The 17,524-nt window shown below is 63.0% G+C and carries 15 protein-coding genes; 7 read left to right on the top strand and 8 right to left on the bottom strand.

The window, feature by feature from the left end:
* Positions 1–92: 92 nt before the first annotated feature.
* Positions 93–1,040, bottom strand: a complete 948-nt coding sequence (locus OSH12_RS19075; protein ID WP_266345192.1) for an ABC transporter permease — start codon at positions 1,038–1,040, stop codon at positions 93–95.
* A gap of 68 nt (positions 1,041–1,108) precedes the next feature.
* Here OSH12_RS19075 and OSH12_RS19080 point away from each other — a divergent pair, with 68 nt between their 5' ends.
* Complete coding sequence (locus tag OSH12_RS19080) at positions 1,109–1,528, top strand: cupin domain-containing protein (protein ID WP_266345193.1); 420 nt, start codon at positions 1,109–1,111, stop codon at positions 1,526–1,528.
* Positions 1,529–1,595: 67 nt separating this feature from the next.
* On the opposite strand, the gene OSH12_RS19085 is transcribed toward OSH12_RS19080, so the two are convergent.
* From OSH12_RS19085 to OSH12_RS19105, 5 genes are all read right to left on the bottom strand, one after another.
* Entirely contained in the window at positions 1,596–2,435 is an 840-nt protein-coding gene (locus OSH12_RS19085) for an ABC transporter ATP-binding protein (RefSeq protein ID WP_266345194.1), read from the bottom strand.
* 7 nt (positions 2,436–2,442) lie between these two features.
* Positions 2,443–3,900 (bottom strand): dihydropyrimidinase, encoded by a 1,458-nt coding sequence (hydA, locus tag OSH12_RS19090; RefSeq protein ID WP_266345195.1) that lies wholly within the window; start codon positions 3,898–3,900, stop codon positions 2,443–2,445.
* 161 nt (positions 3,901–4,061) lie between these two features.
* The gene (locus tag OSH12_RS19095; protein WP_266345196.1) at positions 4,062–5,312 is read right to left on the bottom strand and encodes a Zn-dependent hydrolase; all 1,251 of its coding nucleotides are present in this window, start codon (positions 5,310–5,312) and stop codon (positions 4,062–4,064) included.
* Positions 5,313–5,468: 156 nt separating this feature from the next.
* On the bottom strand, positions 5,469–6,977 hold the full coding sequence (locus tag OSH12_RS19100; RefSeq protein WP_323180692.1) for a CoA-acylating methylmalonate-semialdehyde dehydrogenase: 1,509 nt from the start codon (positions 6,975–6,977) through the stop codon (positions 5,469–5,471).
* Positions 6,978–6,994: 17 nt separating this feature from the next.
* Positions 6,995–8,317 carry an aspartate aminotransferase family protein gene (locus OSH12_RS19105; protein WP_266345197.1) on the bottom strand — a complete coding sequence of 441 codons (1,323 nt, stop codon included), beginning with the start codon at positions 8,315–8,317 and terminating at the stop codon, positions 6,995–6,997.
* 121 nt (positions 8,318–8,438) lie between these two features.
* Here OSH12_RS19105 and OSH12_RS19110 point away from each other — a divergent pair, with 121 nt between their 5' ends.
* Together OSH12_RS19110 and OSH12_RS19115 are read left to right on the top strand one after the other, a co-directional pair.
* A complete protein-coding gene (locus tag OSH12_RS19110) occupies positions 8,439–9,002 on the top strand; it encodes a cupin domain-containing protein (RefSeq protein WP_266345198.1) in 564 nt (187 codons plus the stop codon).
* Between the two features lie 159 nt (positions 9,003–9,161).
* A complete protein-coding gene (locus OSH12_RS19115; RefSeq protein WP_266345199.1) occupies positions 9,162–9,809 on the top strand; it encodes a TetR family transcriptional regulator C-terminal domain-containing protein in 648 nt (215 codons plus the stop codon).
* 132 nt (positions 9,810–9,941) lie between these two features.
* On the opposite strand, the gene preA is transcribed toward OSH12_RS19115, so the two are convergent.
* Entirely contained in the window at positions 9,942–11,264 is a 1,323-nt protein-coding gene (gene preA / locus OSH12_RS19120) for an NAD-dependent dihydropyrimidine dehydrogenase subunit PreA (protein ID WP_266345200.1), read from the bottom strand.
* A gap of 9 nt (positions 11,265–11,273) precedes the next feature.
* Entirely contained in the window at positions 11,274–12,632 is a 1,359-nt protein-coding gene (locus OSH12_RS19125; protein WP_266345201.1) for an NAD(P)-dependent oxidoreductase, read from the bottom strand.
* 460 nt (positions 12,633–13,092) lie between these two features.
* Between OSH12_RS19125 and OSH12_RS19130 the strand changes: the two genes are divergently transcribed.
* From OSH12_RS19130 to OSH12_RS19145, 4 genes are all read left to right on the top strand, one after another.
* Positions 13,093–14,082 carry an ABC transporter ATP-binding protein gene (locus OSH12_RS19130; protein WP_266345202.1) on the top strand — a complete coding sequence of 330 codons (990 nt, stop codon included), beginning with the start codon at positions 13,093–13,095 and terminating at the stop codon, positions 14,080–14,082.
* Between the two features lie 39 nt (positions 14,083–14,121).
* The gene (locus OSH12_RS19135; RefSeq protein ID WP_266345203.1) at positions 14,122–15,417 is read left to right on the top strand and encodes an ABC transporter substrate-binding protein; all 1,296 of its coding nucleotides are present in this window, start codon (positions 14,122–14,124) and stop codon (positions 15,415–15,417) included.
* Between the two features lie 166 nt (positions 15,418–15,583).
* Positions 15,584–16,465, top strand: coding sequence for an ABC transporter permease (locus OSH12_RS19140; protein ID WP_266345204.1), 882 nt, complete (start codon positions 15,584–15,586; stop codon positions 16,463–16,465).
* Between the two features lie 2 nt (positions 16,466–16,467).
* Positions 16,468–17,427, top strand: coding sequence for an ABC transporter permease (locus OSH12_RS19145; protein ID WP_266345205.1), 960 nt, complete (start codon positions 16,468–16,470; stop codon positions 17,425–17,427).
* Positions 17,428–17,524 lie beyond the last annotated feature (97 nt).

Here is a 17,524-nt window from a genome sequence, read left to right on the forward strand (position 1 = left end):
GGTCTTGCTTGCGATGCGGGTGGGGACAAGAAAGCCCCTCACCCCCGCCCTCTCCCGCAAGCGGGCGAGGGAGCCGACCGATATCCTGTCGTTCATCGGGCCATCCCCATCCGCTTGAGCACGATGCGATTGGCGAAGCCGACGATCGCCACCAGCACGGCGGCGAGGATCGAGGCGGCCAGGAGCGCTGCCCAGATTTGAACCGTCTGGCCATAATAGGAACCGGCCAGCAGGCGCGCGCCAAGCCCGGCCGATGCGCCGGTCGGCAATTCGCCGACAATGGCGCCGACAAGGCTGATGGCGATGGCGATCTGCATCGAGGTGAAGAGATAGGGCAACGAAGACGGGAAGCGCAGCTTCCAAAACGCCTGCCAGCCGGTCGCCGTATAGGTCCGCATCAAATCGAGATGCATCGGATCGGGCGAGCGCAGGCCCTTCACCATGCCGACCGTGATCGGGAAGAAGGACAGGTAGGTCGAGATCATCGCCTTGGCGAGGAAGCGCGACGTATCGGTCGAAAGGCCGAGTTGGCCGTTCATCAGGTTGTAGCCGACCACGACGATCATCGGCGCGATGGCGACAATCGGGATCGTCTGCGAGGCGACGACCCAGGGCATCAGGCTCTTGTCGAGGCTCGAGACATGGACGATGCCGACGGCGAGCAGCAGGCCGAGCAGCGTGCCGATGACGAAGCCGGCGAGCGTCGCCGAGAGCGTCACCCAGCCGTGATAGACGAGACTGCGCTTGGAATTGATGGCGTAGCCGGTGGTGCTCTTCCAGAGCTCGGTCGCGACCTGATGCGGCGCCGGCAGCAGCGGCCGCTCCATCGACATGGTGGCATCGACCATCTGGCTGATCGTCGGCTCGACCTTCTGGCGGGCAAACACATCGCGGGCGAGCTGCGCGTTCAGGAAAAACGCGCCGACATACCAGATGGCGAGGATGGCGACGACGACGACCGTCACCGGAAAGACATGGCCGGGCTTTTTCAGAGAGCGCGGCCGGGCGGCGATGAGACCGGGGGCAACAAGCGTGGTCATGCGGCCACTCCCTCCCCATATCTTCCGCTAAGGTAAGGCGAAGATGTCATCAGACGAGGGGAAACGAGATGAGCACGACAACCGCGACCAGGCCGACCTGCCGGATCATCCGGCCGAACGAGAGCTATGCCGGCAAGCAGGGCTTTTCCTACCTCGACGGCATCTCGGCCCAGTCGGTGGGATCGACCGGCCTCTGCATGGTCCTGCTGACCATCCCACCCGGCGGTCGCGCCAGCGCCCACAAGCATGAGCACCACGAGACCGCGATCTACATGATCGCTGGCGAGGCCGACACCTGGTACGGCGAGCGGCTGGAGCACCATGTCGTCGTCAAGGCGGGCGAGATGTTCTACATCCCCGCCGACATGCCGCATCTCGCTGCCAACCGGGGAACTGAGCCCTGCGTCGCGGTCATCTCCCGGACCGATCCGAACGAGCAGGAAAGCGTCGTCCTGCTGCCGGAACTGGAAAGCCTCGTGCCGCGCTGACGGAAGGCTAACGGAGGGGTAACGCGCCGGGTGCGTGTTAACCCCCGTCCGGAACGTGCCGGTCTCGTCAGTCCTCATAGGAATGCCCTGCCCTCAAACCATTGCGGACGCGGGCGGCGACCTCCAGGAATTCCGGCGTTTCGCGGATATCGAGCGTCCGGTCGCGGGGAAAACCGCAGTCGATGATATCGGTGACGCGGCCGGGGCGCGGCGACATCACGACGATCTTGGTCGAGAGGAACACGGCCTCGGGGATCGAGTGGGTAACGAAAACCACCGTCTTCTGCGTCTTGGCCCAGAGCTTCAGCAGCTGTTCGTTGAGATGATCCCGGACGATTTCATCAAGCGCGCCAAAGGGTTCGTCCATGAGCAAAAGCTCCGGCTCGACCGCCAGCGCGCGGGCGATCGAGGCCCGCTGCTGCATGCCGCCGGAAAGCTGCCAGGGATACTTCTTCTCGAAGCCGGCGAGATTGACCAGCGCGAGGTTGTCGGCAATCCGCCGTTCCCGCTCGGCCTTGGGCAGGCCCATGATTTCGAGCGGCAGAGCAACGTTCCTGGCGATCGTCCGCCACGGATAAAGGGCTGCCGCCTGAAACACATAGCCATAGGCGCGGGCCTGCCGCGCCTCCTCCGGCGACACGCCGTTGACGGTGATCGAGCCGCCGGTCGGCTGCTCGAGATCGGCGATGACCCGGAGCAGCGTGGTCTTTCCGCAACCCGATGGCCCGATGAACGAGACGAACTCGCCCCGCTTCACGTCGAGATCAATATTGGACAGCGCGTGAACCGGCCCGTCATTCGTCTCGAAAGTGAGGGAAAGCCCCCTGATATCGATGACGGATGCGGCGTTTTCGGCGTTTGGCTGACCGTCGGCTCTATCCTCGTAAGGTTTGAACACGGCGCTCATCCCCGCCTCAAACGCCAATCGGCATATGCTCGGGCGAACGGGTCACGGCACGCGGCGCCGTGACTTCCTTCCACTTCGAAAGGGCTGCATTCACCGCCGGGAACGGCTTGCGCTTGATGAATTTTCCACGGCCGGGCTGCGGCTGCGAGTTCTGCCCGTCCGCCCAGACGATCTCACCACGCGACAGCGTGTAGCGCGGCAGGCCGTTGACCGTGAAACCCTCGAAGACATTGTAATCAATGATGGATTTCTGGTTGGCGGCGGAAATTGTCTTCGACAGTTTGGGATCCCAGACGACGAGATCGGCATCCGAACCCGGCAGGATCGCGCCCTTCTGCGGGTAGATGTTGAGGATCTGCGCGATGTTGGTCGAGGTCGCGGCGACGAACTCGTTCGGCGTCAGCCGGCCGGTCTCGACGCCCTTGGTCCAGAGCACGGAGAGCCGGTCCTCGACACCGCCGGTGCCGTTCGGAATCTTGGTGAAATTGCCAAGGCCAAAACGCTTCTGCTCGGTGGTGAAGGCGCAATGGTCGGTGGCGACCACCTGCAACGACCCGGCAGCCAGACCTGCCCAGAGGCTGTCCTGGTGGAGCTTGTTGCGGAAGGGCGGCGACATCACGCGGCGAGCGGCATAGTCCCAGTCGCGGTTGAAGTATTCGCCTTCATCCAGCGTCAGATGCTGGATCAGCGGCTCGCCATAGACGCGCATGCCCTTCTGGCGGGCCCGACGGATCGCCTCGTGGCTCTGCTCGCAGGAGACGTGCACGATATAAACCGGCACGCCGGCGGCGTCGGCGATCATGATGGCGCGGTTGGTCGCCTCGCCCTCGACTTCCGGCGGCCGCGAAAAGGCATGGCCTTCGGGGCCCGTCGTGCCCTCGGCCATGTATTTCTGCTGCAGCGCCGCGACGATATCGCCGTTTTCGGCGTGCACGAGCGGCAGCGCGCCGAGTGCCGCGCAGCGCTGGAACGACGCGAACATCTCGTCGTCATTCACCATCAAGGCGCCCTTGTAGGCCATGAAGTGCTTGAAAGTATTGATGCCTCGGTCCACCACCTTGGCCATGTCGTCAAAGTGCTTCTGTGACCAGCCGGTGACGCACATATGATAGGAATAGTCGGAAGATGCCTGCCGCGTGGCCCGGCCTTCCCATTCCTCGAGTGCCGCCAGCATGCCGGCCTCGCCCGGAATGACGAAATCGACCACCGTGGTGGTGCCGCCGGAAAGGGCGGCGAAGGTGCCGCTTTCCCAGGTTTCAGCCGCCGTCGTGCCCATGAAGGGCATTTCCAGATGGGTATGGGGGTCGATGCCGCCGGGGATGATGTAGGCGCCCGACGCATCGACGACCGTGTCGCCGGAAAGATCCGGACCGATCGCCTTGATGGTCTCGCCTTCGATCAGGATGTCCGCTTCGTAGCTGCGATCCGCCGCCACGATCGTTCCGCCCTTGATTACCGTCGACATGGTGATTTTCCCTCTGGTCCCTCGGCCGACTTTGCCAGCCATTTATTCTTTTGTCCGAGGTTAGAGCCTTTCACCGTTTCGTTGAACGACGAAACGCCCTAACGCCTTGAGTGGTCGCGTTTTCTTCACGCGAACCGGAATCCACTTCGCTCGAAAACGCCCTAGCCGGCGATTTCAGCGGTCTCCAGCACGGCGTGGAACAGCACGTCTGCACCGGCCGTCGCCCATTCCGGGCTGATTTCCTCGGCCTCATTATGCGACAAGCCGCCGACGCATGGGCACATGACCATGGTGGCAGGCGCAACTTTCGCCGCCCAGCAGGCATCATGACCGGCACCGGAAATGATGTTCATGTGGCTGTAGCCGAGCCGCTCCGCCGCGCTGCGCACGCGCTCGACCAGTGTCGGGTCGAAGGTGACAGGGTCGAAATGACCAACCGGCTCGATGGCGCAGCCGACGCCAAGCGCTTCGGCGATCTCGGCGGCTTCCGCCTCGATCCGCGCGCGCATGCCATTCAGCTTGGCGAGGTCCGGCGTGCGGATGTCGATGCTGAAAACCACTTTGCCCGGCAATACGTTACGCGAGTTGGGCGTGAAGAACATCTGGCCGACGCCGCCCACGGCACCCGGCTGGCTGTCCATCGCAACCGTCTGCACCATCTCTAGGATACGCGCCATCGCGAGCCCGGCATTGACGCGAAGGTTCATCGGCGTCGAGCCGGTATGCGCCTCGCGACCCGTCAGCGTCACTTCAAGCCACCACAGCCCCTGGCAATGGGTGACGACGCCGATCTGCTTCGCCTCGGCCTCGAGGATCGGGCCCTGCTCGATGTGATACTCGAAATAGGCGTGCATCTTGCGCGCGCCGACTTCCTCGTCGCCAAGCCAGCCGATCCGCTTCAACTCATCGCCAAAACTTTTGCCGTCAGGATCCTTGCGATCATAGGCATATTCCAGCGGGATCGCGCCGGCGAACACGCCGGAGGCCAGCATCGCAGGCGCGAAACGGGCGCCCTCTTCATTGGTCCAGTTGGTGACGACGATCGGATGCTTGGTGCGAATGCCGAGATCGTTCATCGAGCGGATGATCTCGAGCCCGGACAGAACGCCCAGCACGCCGTCATACTTGCCGCCGGTCGGCTGGGTGTCGAGATGGCTGCCGACATAGACGGGCAGCGCGTCGGGATCGGTGCCGGGACGGGTCGCGAACATCGTGCCCATCTTGTCGACGCCCAGCATCATGCCCGCCGCCTCGCACCAGGACTTGAACAGGTCGCGCCCTTCGCGGTCGCTGTCGGTCAGCGTCTGGCGATTATTGCCGCCGGCAATGCCCGGCCCGACCTTGGCCATCTCCATCAAGCTATCCCAAAGGCGTTCGCCATTGATGCGGAGATTATCGGTCGGACCGGTCATGCGTGCTATCTCTCGTTAGGAAGGCTTTCAGCCATCAGCTCGGGCAGAGTCAGGCAATTTCCGCGCCACACCCAGCCGACGAAAGATCCGACCGGACGCTCCCCCGCCTGAGCGGGGGACGCGGCAACAAGATATTGTCCCGACAACAGCTTAGCGTCACATCGTCGGGAAATTGAAGACCGCGCCGGACTTAATTCCGTCCGGCCAGCGCGTCGTCACCGTCTTCAGGCGCGTATAGAAATGCACGCCTTCCGGACCGTAGATGGCGTGATCACCGAAGACCGACCGCTTCCAACCGCCGAAGGAATGATAAGCGACGGGGACCGGGATCGGCACGTTGATGCCGACCATGCCGGCCTCGACCTTGTCGGCGAAGGAACGCGCGGCATCGCCATCGCGGGTGAAGATCGCGGTGCCGTTGCCGAATTCATGATCATTGATGAGCTGAAGTGCCTCGGCATAGGTCTCCGCCCGCAACACCGCGAGCACCGGGCCGAAGATCTCCTCGCGGTAGATCGTCATGTCCTTGCTGACATTGTCGAAAAGCGTGCCGCCGACGAAATAGCCGTTCTCGTAGCCTTGCAGCTTGAAGCCGCGACCGTCGACGACGAGCTTGGCGCCTTCCTCGACGCCCTTGTCGATGTAGCCGACAACCTTGTCCCTGTGCTGCTTGGTGACCAGCGGCCCCATTTCAGCGTCACGATCCGTGGCCGGGCCGATCTTCAGCGCGCGGACGCGCGGCGCCAGCGTCTCGATCAGCGCGTCAGCCGTCTTCTGGCCGACAGGAACCGCCACCGAGACCGCCATGCAGCGCTCGCCGGCCGAGCCGTAGCCCGCGCCCATCAGTGCGTCGGCAACCTTGTCCATATCGGCATCCGGCATGATGACCATGTGGTTCTTGGCGCCGCCCAGCGCCTGCACGCGCTTTCCAGCCGCCGTGCCGGTCGCATAGACATATTCGGCAATCGGGGTCGAGCCGACGAAAGAGACAGCCTTGATGTCGGGGTGATGCAGGATCGCGTCGACGACTTCCTTGTCGCCATGCACGACGTTGAGCACGCCCGGCGGCAGGCCGGCCTCGTTGAGAAGCTCAGCCACCAGCAACGCCGCGCTCGGATCGCGCTCAGACGGCTTCAGGATGAAGGTGTTGCCGCAGGCAATCGCCACCGGATACATCCAGAGCGCCACCATGCAGGGGAAGTTGAACGGCGTGATGCCGGCGACGACGCCGAGCGCCTGGCGGTCGGAATAGGTGTCGATCGCGGGGCCGACATTCTTTGAATACTCGCCCTTCAGCAGATGCGGGATGCCGCAGGCGAACTCGACCACTTCGAGGCCGCGCTGCACTTCGCCGAGCGCGTCGTCATGCATCTTGCCATGCTCGGCCGAAATCGCGCGAGCGATCCGGTCGGCGTTCTGCTCCAGCAGGTCCTTGAACTTGAACATCACGCGCGCCCGCTTCAGCGGCGGCAGATTGGACCAGGCCGGAAATGCCTTCTTGGCCGAGGCAACGGCAGCGTCCAGTTCGGCAGCCGTCGAGAGCGGCAGCGTCGCGACGGGCTCGCCGGTCGCCGGATTATAGACGGGCTGGCTGCGCGTCGAGGTCGAAGGCGACGGCTTGCCGTCGATCAGATTGGTAATCGTGTTCAAGGTGATGGCGTCCATGGTTTCCTCCGCGAGCCTTAATCGATCTGCTTCAGCACGCCCGAAAGCGTGTCGAAGATCTGGTCGATGTGGCTCTTTTCAATGATCAGGGGCGGCGACAGAGCGATGATGTCACCGGTCGTCCTGACCATAAGATTGCTCTCATAGGCCTTCAGGAAAGCCTGGAAGGCACGTTTTGTCGGCGCGCCCGGGATCGGCTCCAGCTCGATCGCGCCGATCAGGCCGAGATTGCGGATGTCGATGACGTGCGGCAGGCCCTTGAGGCTGTGCAGGCCGTCTTCCCAATACTGCGCGATCTCGGAAACGCGGGTCAGCAGGCCCTCTTCCTCATAGACGTCGAGGGTTGCGAGCGCCGCGGCGCAGGCGACCGGATGGGCCGAATAGGTGTAGCCGTGGAACAGCTCGATCGTGTTTTCCGGCGCGTTCATGAACGCTTCGTAGATCTTGCTCGAAGCGAACACGGCGCCCATCGGCACGACGCCGCTGGTCAGGCCCTTGGCGGTGGTGACGAGATCCGGAATGACGTCGAAGTAATCGACGGCGAAGGGCGTGCCGAGGCGACCAAAGCCGGTGATGACCTCGTCGAAGATCAGCAGGATGTCATGCTTGTCGCAGATCTCGCGCAGGCGCTTCAGATAGCCCTTCGGGGGAACCAGCACGCCGGTCGAGCAGGCGACCGGCTCGACGATCAGGGCCGCGATGTTGGACGCATCATGCAGCGCGATGACCTTCTCCAGATCATCGGCGAACTCGACGCCATATTCCGGCTGGCCGCGCGTGAAGGCGTTGTGCGAAAGGTCGTGCGTATGGCGGATGTGATCAACGCCGGTCAGCATCGTGCCGAAGGTCTTGCGGTTGCCAGAGATGCCGCCGACCGAGATGCCGCCGAAGCCGACGCCGTGATAGCCGCGCTCGCGGCCGAGCAGGCGATACTTGGTGCCGTTGCCCTTGGCGCGATGATAGGCGAGCGCGATCTTCAGCGCCGTATCGACCGATTCCGAGCCCGAATTGGTGAAGAAGACATGGTCGAGCGGCGACGGCATCATCGCGGCGAGACGCGCGGCCAGTTCGAAGGCCTTGGGATGGCCCATCTGGAAAGCCGGCGCGTAGTCGAGCTCGGCGACCTGCTTCGAGACAGCCTCGATAATCTTCGGGCGGCCATGGCCGGCGTTGACGCACCAGAGGCCCGCCGTGCCGTCGAGGATCTGACGCCCATCCGCCGAGGTGTAGTGCATGTCCTTCGCAGCGACGAGCATGCGCGGATTCTGCTTGAACTGGCGGTTTGCCGTGAACGGCATCCAGAAGGCGTCGAGATTGTTCGAGTACTGGGCACTTGTCATTTTTTGGGGACCCTCATGCAGCCGATTTCCATGCGCGGCCGATCATTTTTATGAACGTAGCGGCAGGGTCTTGGCCGGTCAATTCGTTGCGCCCGTTAAGAATGTTCTTTATATTGAACAGATGAACGTTTCGAATTTTGATGTCGATGTCGGCGCCCGACTGCGCGAATTGCGTATCCGGCACGGCCTGTCGCAACGGGCGCTGGCAAAGCGCGCCGGAGTCTCCAACGCGACCGTCTCGATGGTCGAGGCGAACCGGATGAGCCCGTCCGTTTCCGGCCTGCGGCAGATCCTGTCCGGCATTCCCTACAGCCTGTCGGAGTTCTTCGCCGAGGCGAGGCCGGCCGTCGAACAGGTGGTTTTCCGCGCGAATGAGCTGAAGGAGATCGCCGGCGGCAAGATCTCGTTCCGACAGGTCGGCGTTAATCTGGAGGGCCGCTCGCTGCAGATGCTGCACGAACGCTACAAGCCGGGCGCGGTTTCCGGCAAGGCGATGCTGTCGCACCAGGGCGAGGAAGCCGGGCTGATCATCCGCGGCCGGATGGGACTGGAGGTCGACGGCCAGCGTTATGAACTCAACCCCGGCGATGCCTATTTCTTCGACAGCCACAAGCCGCACGCCTTCAAGAATATCGGGGACGAGGACCTTGAACTGGTCTCGGCCTGCACACCGCCGAGCTTCTAGCTGCCGCGCACCTGCCGAACCCATTGAAATCGAGGCGGAATCGACCGAAAGTTCCGTATCGATCGCAAGACGGCGTCGCGATACGCCATGCAGACAGGCCGGTATCGGCCGGACACCCTGACGCGGGATGGCAAACAAACGGGAAAGTCGACGACCGTCATGACACCTGCGAACACCGCCCGCGCCGGCCAGACAAAGAAGCGGACGCGCATCCAGGAAGAGAATGAGGAGCGCATTCTCGACGCCGCGCTCGAAATCTTCTCGACCTATGGCTTTCGCGGCGCGACGGTCGACCAGATTGCCGAGCTGGCCGGCATGACAAAACCGAACCTGCTGTATTATTTCCGACGCAAGGACGACATCTACCTCGCCATCCTGCGCCGGACGCTGGAGCTTTGGCTGCAGCCGCTGGAATCGCTTGGCCATGGTGACGATCCGGTCACGGAAATTCGCGCCTATATCGACCGCAAGCTGGAAATCTCGCGCGAGAACCCGAAGGCGTCGCGGCTCTACGCCATGGAAATCCTGCAAGGCGCGCCGGTCGTCGGGACCATCCTCAACAGCCGGCTGAAGACGCTTGTCGACAGCAAGACGGAGGTCATTCGGCGCTGGATCGACGAAGGGCGCATGGCGCCGATCGATCCGTACCACCTGCTGTTCATGATCTGGGCGACGACGCAGCATTACGCGGATTTCGACGTTCAGGTTCGCGCCATGCTCGGCGACGAGGCGGACGACAACCGCCACTTCGCGACGGCGACGCGGACGCTCGAGGACCTGTTCCTCAAGGGCATTTTTCGCAGCTGAGGCGGTAGAAACCCTCACCCCAGCCCTCTCCCGCAAGCGGGCGAGGGAGCCGGGCGGCGCCTCTCACAAATTTACGGACTCGATCTCTGGAATCCCCTCTCCCGCATGCGGGAGAGGGGCCGGGTGAGGGACTTACTCTGCCGGTTCGACGACCGCGGCGGCTTGCGCCATCGGGTTGTTCTTGTGCGTCGTCCAGTTGGCATACTCGTTCGAGATCGGCATGCCGGTACGCGGATCGACGCCCTCGGTCATCTGCTCCATCGTGATGCAGTTCTCGACCGGGCAGACACTGACGCAGAGGTTGCAGCCGACGCATTCGGCGTCGATCACTTCAAAGTGGCGCTTGCCGTCGAGCATCGAGGTGATCGCCTGGTGCGAGGTATCCTCGCAGGCGATGTGGCAGCGACCGCACTTGATGCAAGAATCCTGATCGATGACGGCCTTGGCCACGTAGTTGAGGTTCAGGTACTTCCAGTCGGTGACATTGCCGACCGCGCGGCCGACGATCTCGTCGACCGAGGTGAAGCCGTGCTTGTCCATGTATTCGGACAGGCCCGTGATCATGTCCTGCACGATGCGGAAGCCATAGGTCATGGCGGCGGTGCAGACCTGCACATTGCCGGCGCCCAGCGCCATGAATTCGACCGCGTCGCGCCATGTCGTGATGCCGCCGATGCCGGAGATCGGCAGGTCGCGGGTCTGCGGATCGCGGGCGATCTCGGCCGTCATGTTGAGGGCGATCGGCTTCACGGCCGGGCCGCAATAGCCGCCATGGCTGCCCTTGCCGTCAACCGTCGGGATCGGCGCGAAATTGTCGATGTCGACGCCGATGATCGAGTTGATGGTGTTGATCAGCGACACCGCGTCGGCGCCGCCACTATGGGCTGCACGGGCGGGATTGCGAATGTCGGAGATGTTGGGCGTCAGCTTGACGATGACAGGCATGCGCGTGTGCTGCTTGCACCAGCGCGTCACCATCTCGATGTATTCTGGCACCTGTCCGACGGCGGCGCCCATGCCGCGCTCGCTCATGCCGTGCGGACAGCCGAAATTCAGCTCGACGCCATCCGCCTCGGTCTCCTCGACCTTGGCGAGGATGTCCTTCCAGTAGTGCTCCTCACAGGGGACCATCAGCGAGACGACCAGCGCCCGATCCGGCCAATCGCGCTTGACCTCCTTGATCTCGCGCAGATTGATCTCGAGCGGCCGATCGGTGATCAGCTCGATATTGTTGAGGCCGATCAGGCGGCGGTCGTTGGAGTGGATCGCGCCATAGCGCGGGCCCGAGACGTTGACGACCGGCGGGTCCGTGCCGAGCGTCTTCCAGACGACGCCGCCCCAGCCGTCCTTGAAGGCGCGGACGACGTTATAGGCCTTGTCGGTTGGCGGCGCGGAGGCCAGCCAGAACGGATTCGGAGATTTGATGCCGACGAAATTGGACGCGAGATTGGCCATGGGTTCCTCCTAGGCCGCGACTGACGAGAGCGCGCGATGGATGGACTCGGCGGCAATGCGGCCGTCGGCGACGGCAGCAACCGTCAGATCCTCTCCGGTAGCGGCGCAATCGCCGCCAGCCCAGACGCCCGGAAGCGTCGTGCGTCGCTCGTCGTCGACGCGTATCTTGCCACCATCCAGGGCAATCGTCTCGGCCGATCCGTTCAAAGCTGCGGGAACGAGGGTCTGGCCGATGGCCTTGAACACGGTGTCGGCGGGGAGCGTGAAGGTCACGCCCGTGCCGACCAGCCGGCCGCCATCCTCCAGCGTCTCTTCGAACTCGATACCGGTGACGCGTCCCGCCTCCGTGACGAGGCTCTTCGGCTTGGCGTTATGGCGGATGACGACGCCGTCGGTCTGGGCGAGATCCTGCTCATAGCCCGACGCGCCCATCTTCTCCTGGCCGCGACGATAGACAAGAGTGACGTCCTTGGCACCAAGACGCTTCGACTGCACGGCGACGTCGATCGCCGTCATGCCGCCGCCGACGACGACGACGCGGGCGCCGACAGGCAAGGTCGAGAGGTCCGTGGCCTGGCGCAGGTCGGCGATGTAGTCGACCGCGTCGGCAATTCCGTCGAGATCCTCGTTTTCGAGGCCGAGCGCATTCACGCCGGCCAGCCCCATGCCGAGGAAGACGGCGTCATAGCTGTTGCGCAGGTCAGACAGGCTGACGTCGCGGCCGATGGCCTTGCCGTGCTCGACGGTAATGCCGCCGATGGAAAGGACGAAATCGACTTCCTTCTGCGCAAAATCATCCGGCGCCTTGTAGGCGGCGATACCGTATTCGTTGAGGCCGCCAGCCTTTTCGCGGGCGTCATAAATGACGACGTCGTGGCCATGCATGGCGAGGCGGTGGGCGGCGGCAAGGCCGGCTGGCCCAGCGCCGACAACGGCGACGCGCTTGCCGGTGGAGTCAGCGCGCTCAAACGGCTGCTCGCCGCGCTCGTCCATCAGGACATCGGTGGCGTAGCGCTGCAAGAGACCGATCTTCACCGGCTTGCCTTCGGCTTCCTCGCGGACGCAGGCCTCTTCGCACAATGTCTCGGTCGGGCAGACGCGCGCGCACATTCCGCCGAGAATATTTTGCGACAGGATCGTCTCGGCCGAGCCGATCGGATTGTCGGTCATGATCTGGCGGATGAAGAGCGGGATGTCGATCGAGGTCGGACACGCCTTCACGCAGGGCGCGTCATAACAAAAGTAGCAGCGATCCGCCTCGACGACGGCCTGGTGATGGTCGAGAGGCGGATGGATATCGAGAAAATTGGCGGCATATTCGTCGGGCGAAAGACGGCCCGATGCGATCCCCGGCAGATGCGACGGCATTCGCTGATCCCTCCCTACCGGCCAAGCGTGGCCCTGGGTTCCCATGGTCCGGCGGACGCTCCGCCCACCGGTCGACAACTGCGCCGCGACCACCCCTCATATTTTTGATTTTTGGGGTCGCGGCTCAAAAGCTTGATCATTTGGACAAATTCCAGAAATTTCGTCAAGGCTTGATTTGAGCCATTCCAAAGTGTGCACTGCACAAGGCGACGCCACTCGCCACGACGCGAGGGCGCGCTGGAGAAAGCTGCCTCCAAAAGGCGCAATGCGGTTCCCCGCCAGCAGACCACCCCAACCGCCAAAATCATCAATTGCCTATTTGTTAGACAAGCCTGTTAGTTGAACAGACTCTGAGCGCATGCGCCGACCGTGGATCCCAGAAAACAACTCGAAAATCGTTGGAATTCCGCCGCTGGCACGCGACTTGCCACTCTCTCCGCAAGCTCAATCGGAGACGACGATGGCAAGACCCGCAGATCTTGAACTAGCCTCGGTCACGAAGCGCTATGGCGATACGACCGCCGTCGATTCGATCAACCTCAAGATCAAGGCCGGCACCTATTGCTGCCTGCTCGGCCCGTCTGGCTGCGGCAAGTCCTCGACGCTTCGCATGATCGCCGGGCATGAGGCGGTTTCCGACGGCGACATCGTGCTCGGTCACGATATCGTCAACAAGCTGCCGCCCGCCAAGCGCGGCACCGCAATGATGTTCCAGTCCTACGCCCTGTTCCCGCACCTTTCGGTGCGCGACAACGTCGCCTTCTCGCTGAAGATGAAGGGTGTCGGCAAGGTCGACCGCTCGATCAAGGCAACCGAGGCGCTGAAACTGGTCGATATGACTCGCTATGCCGAGCGGTTGCCCGCACAGCTTTCCGGCGGCCAGCAGCAGCGCGTGGCGCTCGCCCGCGCCCTCGTCACCGATCCGCAGCTTCTGCTGCTCGACGAACCGCTTTCGGCGCTGGACCCCTTCCTCAAGATCAAGGTCCGCGCCGAACTGAAGCGCTTCCAGCGCGAGCTTGGCATCTCCTTCATCCATGTGACGCACAGCCAGGAAGAGGCGATGGCCCTCGCCGACCTGATCGTCATCATGAACAACGGCAAGATCGAGCAGATGGGCACACCGCGCGAGATCTTTAACGCGCCCTCGACCGAATTCGTCGCCCGCTTCATCGGCGGCCACAATGTCATGCCGCTGGAAGGACGCTCGATCAGCGTCCGCGCCGACCGGCTGAGCCTTTCGCCCGGCGGCGGCGACGGCGTCGCCGCTTCAGTGCGCGAGGTCGAGTACCAGGGCACCGCCGTCTATGTGAGCCTCGCCACCGACGCCGGCATCGAGATGACCGCGATCGTGCCCGAGCGCGCCTTCTACCAGCAGCCTTTCGAGACCGGCGACACCGTGACGGTGCACTGGAATCCCGACGATATCCACGAGCTTTCTGCCTCCGCCTGAGCGCGCGGATCACTGCAACAAACCAGAGGGGAACAGGCAATGAACGACAAGACCAAGAACGGTATCAGCCAGAGCGGTATTTCGCGCCGCACGCTGCTGAAGGGCTCGGCCATCACCGCCGGCTTCCTCGGCACCACCGCCGTGACCGGCTTCCCGGCTGTCCATGCCGATGAGCCGATCACGCTGCGCTACCTCTCGACTGCGACCAACCAGTCGGCCGCGATCGCCGCCAAGGCGAAGGAAATCACCGGCATCAACATCGAATACGTCACGGTCACCACCGATGACGTCACCAAGCGCATCATCACGCAGCCGGACTCGTTCGACCTGGTCGACACCGAGTATTTCTCGCTGCGCAACCTGATCCCGTCCGGCAACTTCCAGGCGATCGACGCCAACAAGGTGAAGCTGGTCGACAAGCTCGCCACCGCGATCACCAAGGGCGAAGTAGACGGCAAGAAGATCGGCCATCAGGGCACGGCGCCGCACAAGGTGCTCTACCTCGAGAAGCAGCGCGGCAAGACTTTTGCCAACGAGCAGACCGAATGGCTGACGCTGATCCCGACGACCTACAACGCCGATACGCTCGGCATCCGCCCCGACCTTATCAAGCGCCCGATCGAGAGCTGGGCCGAACTGCTCAACCCTGAATTCAAGGGCAAGGCCTCGATCCTCAACATCCCGTCGATCGGCATCATGGATGCCGCGATGGTCAATGAAGCCCTCGGCACCGTGAAGTACGGCGACAAGGGCAACATGACGAAGGAAGAAATCGACAAGACGATCGCGACCCTGATCGAAGCCAAGAAGGCCGGCCAGTTCCGCGCCTTCTGGTCCGACTTCAACGAAAGCGTCAACCTGATGGCCTCGGGCGAGACGGTCATCCAGTCGATGTGGTCGCCGGCCGTGACCGCCGTCCGCCTCAAGGGCATCCCCTGCACCTTCCAGCCGCTCAAGGAAGGCTACCGCGCCTGGGCATCGGGCTTCGGACTGCCGAAGACGCTGAAGGGCAAGCAACTCGACGCGGCCTACGAGTTCATCAACTGGTTCCTCGACGGCTGGGCCGGCGCGCATCTGAACCGCCAGGGCTATTACGCCGCCGTGCTCGACACCGCGCAGGCCAACATGGAGCCCTTCGAGTGGGCATTCTGGATGGAAGGCAAGCCGGCCGAGAAGGACATCCTCGGTCCGGATGGCGGCCTGCTCGAGAAGGCCGGCTCGGTCCGCGATGGCGGCTCGTACAACACCCGCATGGGTGCCGTCGCCTGCTGGAACTCGATCATGGATGAGAACGCCTACATGATCCAGAAGTGGAACGAGTTCATCGCCGCCTGATCGGCCTGACCTCCTTTTTCCCGCGGGTGGGCATCTCGCCCGCGGGTTCTGCCGCGCACCTCTCCCCTTGCCTGCCTAAACAGCCGCGCCGTCTTGAAGCAGCGAGCTTGCCCTCCCAAGGCAACCAGACGCGCCCCTCTTCCATCGACACGGAGCCCGCCCGACCATGCTGGAAATGAAATCGCGCTGGGCACCCTATTGGCAGGCCGCGCCGCTCGCGATCGTGCTGCTGATCTTCTTTGTCCTGCCGCTGCTGGTCACGCTTGCCGTCAGTTTCTGGACCTATACGGGCTATTCGATCGAACCGGCCATGGTCAGCGATAATTACGCGAGCGCCTTCGACAAGTGCCTCGCCTCGCTGCCGGACCTGTGCACCACCTTCCGGACCTATCTGTCGACGCTGAAATTCTGCCTGATCGTCTGGCTGATCACCCTCGTTCTGGGCTTCACCGTCGCCTATTTCCTCGTTTTCGAGGTCAAGTCGAACAACATGCGCCTGATCCTGGCGCTGATCACGACGATCCCGTTCTGGACCTCGAACGTTATCCGCATGATCTCCTGGATCCCGCTGCTTGGGCGCAACGGCGTGGTCAACCAATGGCTGCTCTCGGTCGGGCTGATATCCGAGCCACTCGACTGGCTGCTCTATTCCAATTTTTCCGTGGTGCTGGCGCTCGTCCACCTCAACACCGTGTTCATGATCGTGCCGATCCTGAATTCGATGTCGCGCATCGACAAGTCTCTCGTCGAGGCCGCCTACGACACGGGCGCGTCGGGCTGGCAGACGCTGTGGAACGTCATCATCCCGCTGTCGAAGACAGGCATCGCCATCGGCTCGATCTTCGTCATCACTGTGGTGATGGGTGACTTCATCTCGATCGGCCTGATGGGCGGCCAGCAGATCGCCTCGGCCGGCAAGGTGATCGAGAGCCAGATCAACGCGCTGCAATTCCCGATCGCCGCCGCCAACGCGGTCGTCCTCCTGGCCATCGTGCTGATGATCATCTGGACGCTGCTGCGCTTCGTCGACATTCGCAAGGAGCTCTGATCATGACCGAAGGACGCTCCCGCACATTCTACATTCTCGCGGCGGTCTTCGCCCTCTATGTGCTGTTCCTCTACGGCCCGACCATCACCATCCTGGTGCTGTCCTTCCAGGGGCCGAACGGCGGCATGACTTTCCCGATGAACGGGGTCTCGCTGCACTGGTTCCACAATCTGTGGGCCGGCATCGGCGTGCCCAACGTCGTCGGCGCGCTGATCAGTTCGCTGAAGCTGGGCCTCGTGGTGACGCTTGTGACCGTGGTGATCTCGGTGATGGCGGGTTATGCCTTCCGCACCAAGTTCAAGGGCGCGAACCTGCTGTTCTTCGCAGCGATCGCCAGCTTGATCCTGCCGTCTATCGTCGTATCGCTTGGCATCGCGCTCGAGTTCCAGCTTTTCAACCAGACCATCACCGGCGTTGGAGACTATCTGGTCGAGAACTACGTCGACATCGACGCGCCAACGATATGGACGAACTTCCTCGGCAATATCGGCATCCTGATCCAGGACAATTTCCAGACCCTGATGGGCCTGTTCACCTCCGGCCTCGGCGCGCATCTGACCTGGACCCTGCCCTTCGGCCTCTTGATCATGTTCGCCGTCTTCAATCGCTTCAATCCGGCTTATGAAGAAGCGGCGCGCGATCTCGGTGCCTCGTCCTGGCAGACCTTCCGTCATGTCGTGCTGCCGATGATCCTGCCCTCGCTGGTCGGCGTGGCGCTGTTCGGATTCACGCTGTCCTGGGATGAAATCGCGCGTTCCAGCCAGACGGTCGGTTCGGTCAATACCTTGCCACTGACGCTTCGCGGCCTCACCACCACGGTAACGACGCCGGTAATCTATGCGCTGGGCACGGTCACGACCGCGGTCTCGTTCGCGGCGATCGGACTCACCATCGTCCTCATGCTGGTGGTCCAGCACCGCCGGAAACGACACGGCTCCGACGCCGGCAAGGGCACAGCCTGACAGGGAAGCCGCGCCACCGACGGCCCCAATTGTCCCAAAATTTCCGCCGCGTCCGGTCCTCCGGCGCGGCGGCGTGCATTTTAGCCACAGGCCAGAT

Source organism: Kaistia terrae, from assembly GCF_026344005.1.
GTDB classification, from domain to species: domain Bacteria; phylum Pseudomonadota; class Alphaproteobacteria; order Rhizobiales; family Kaistiaceae; genus Kaistia; species Kaistia terrae.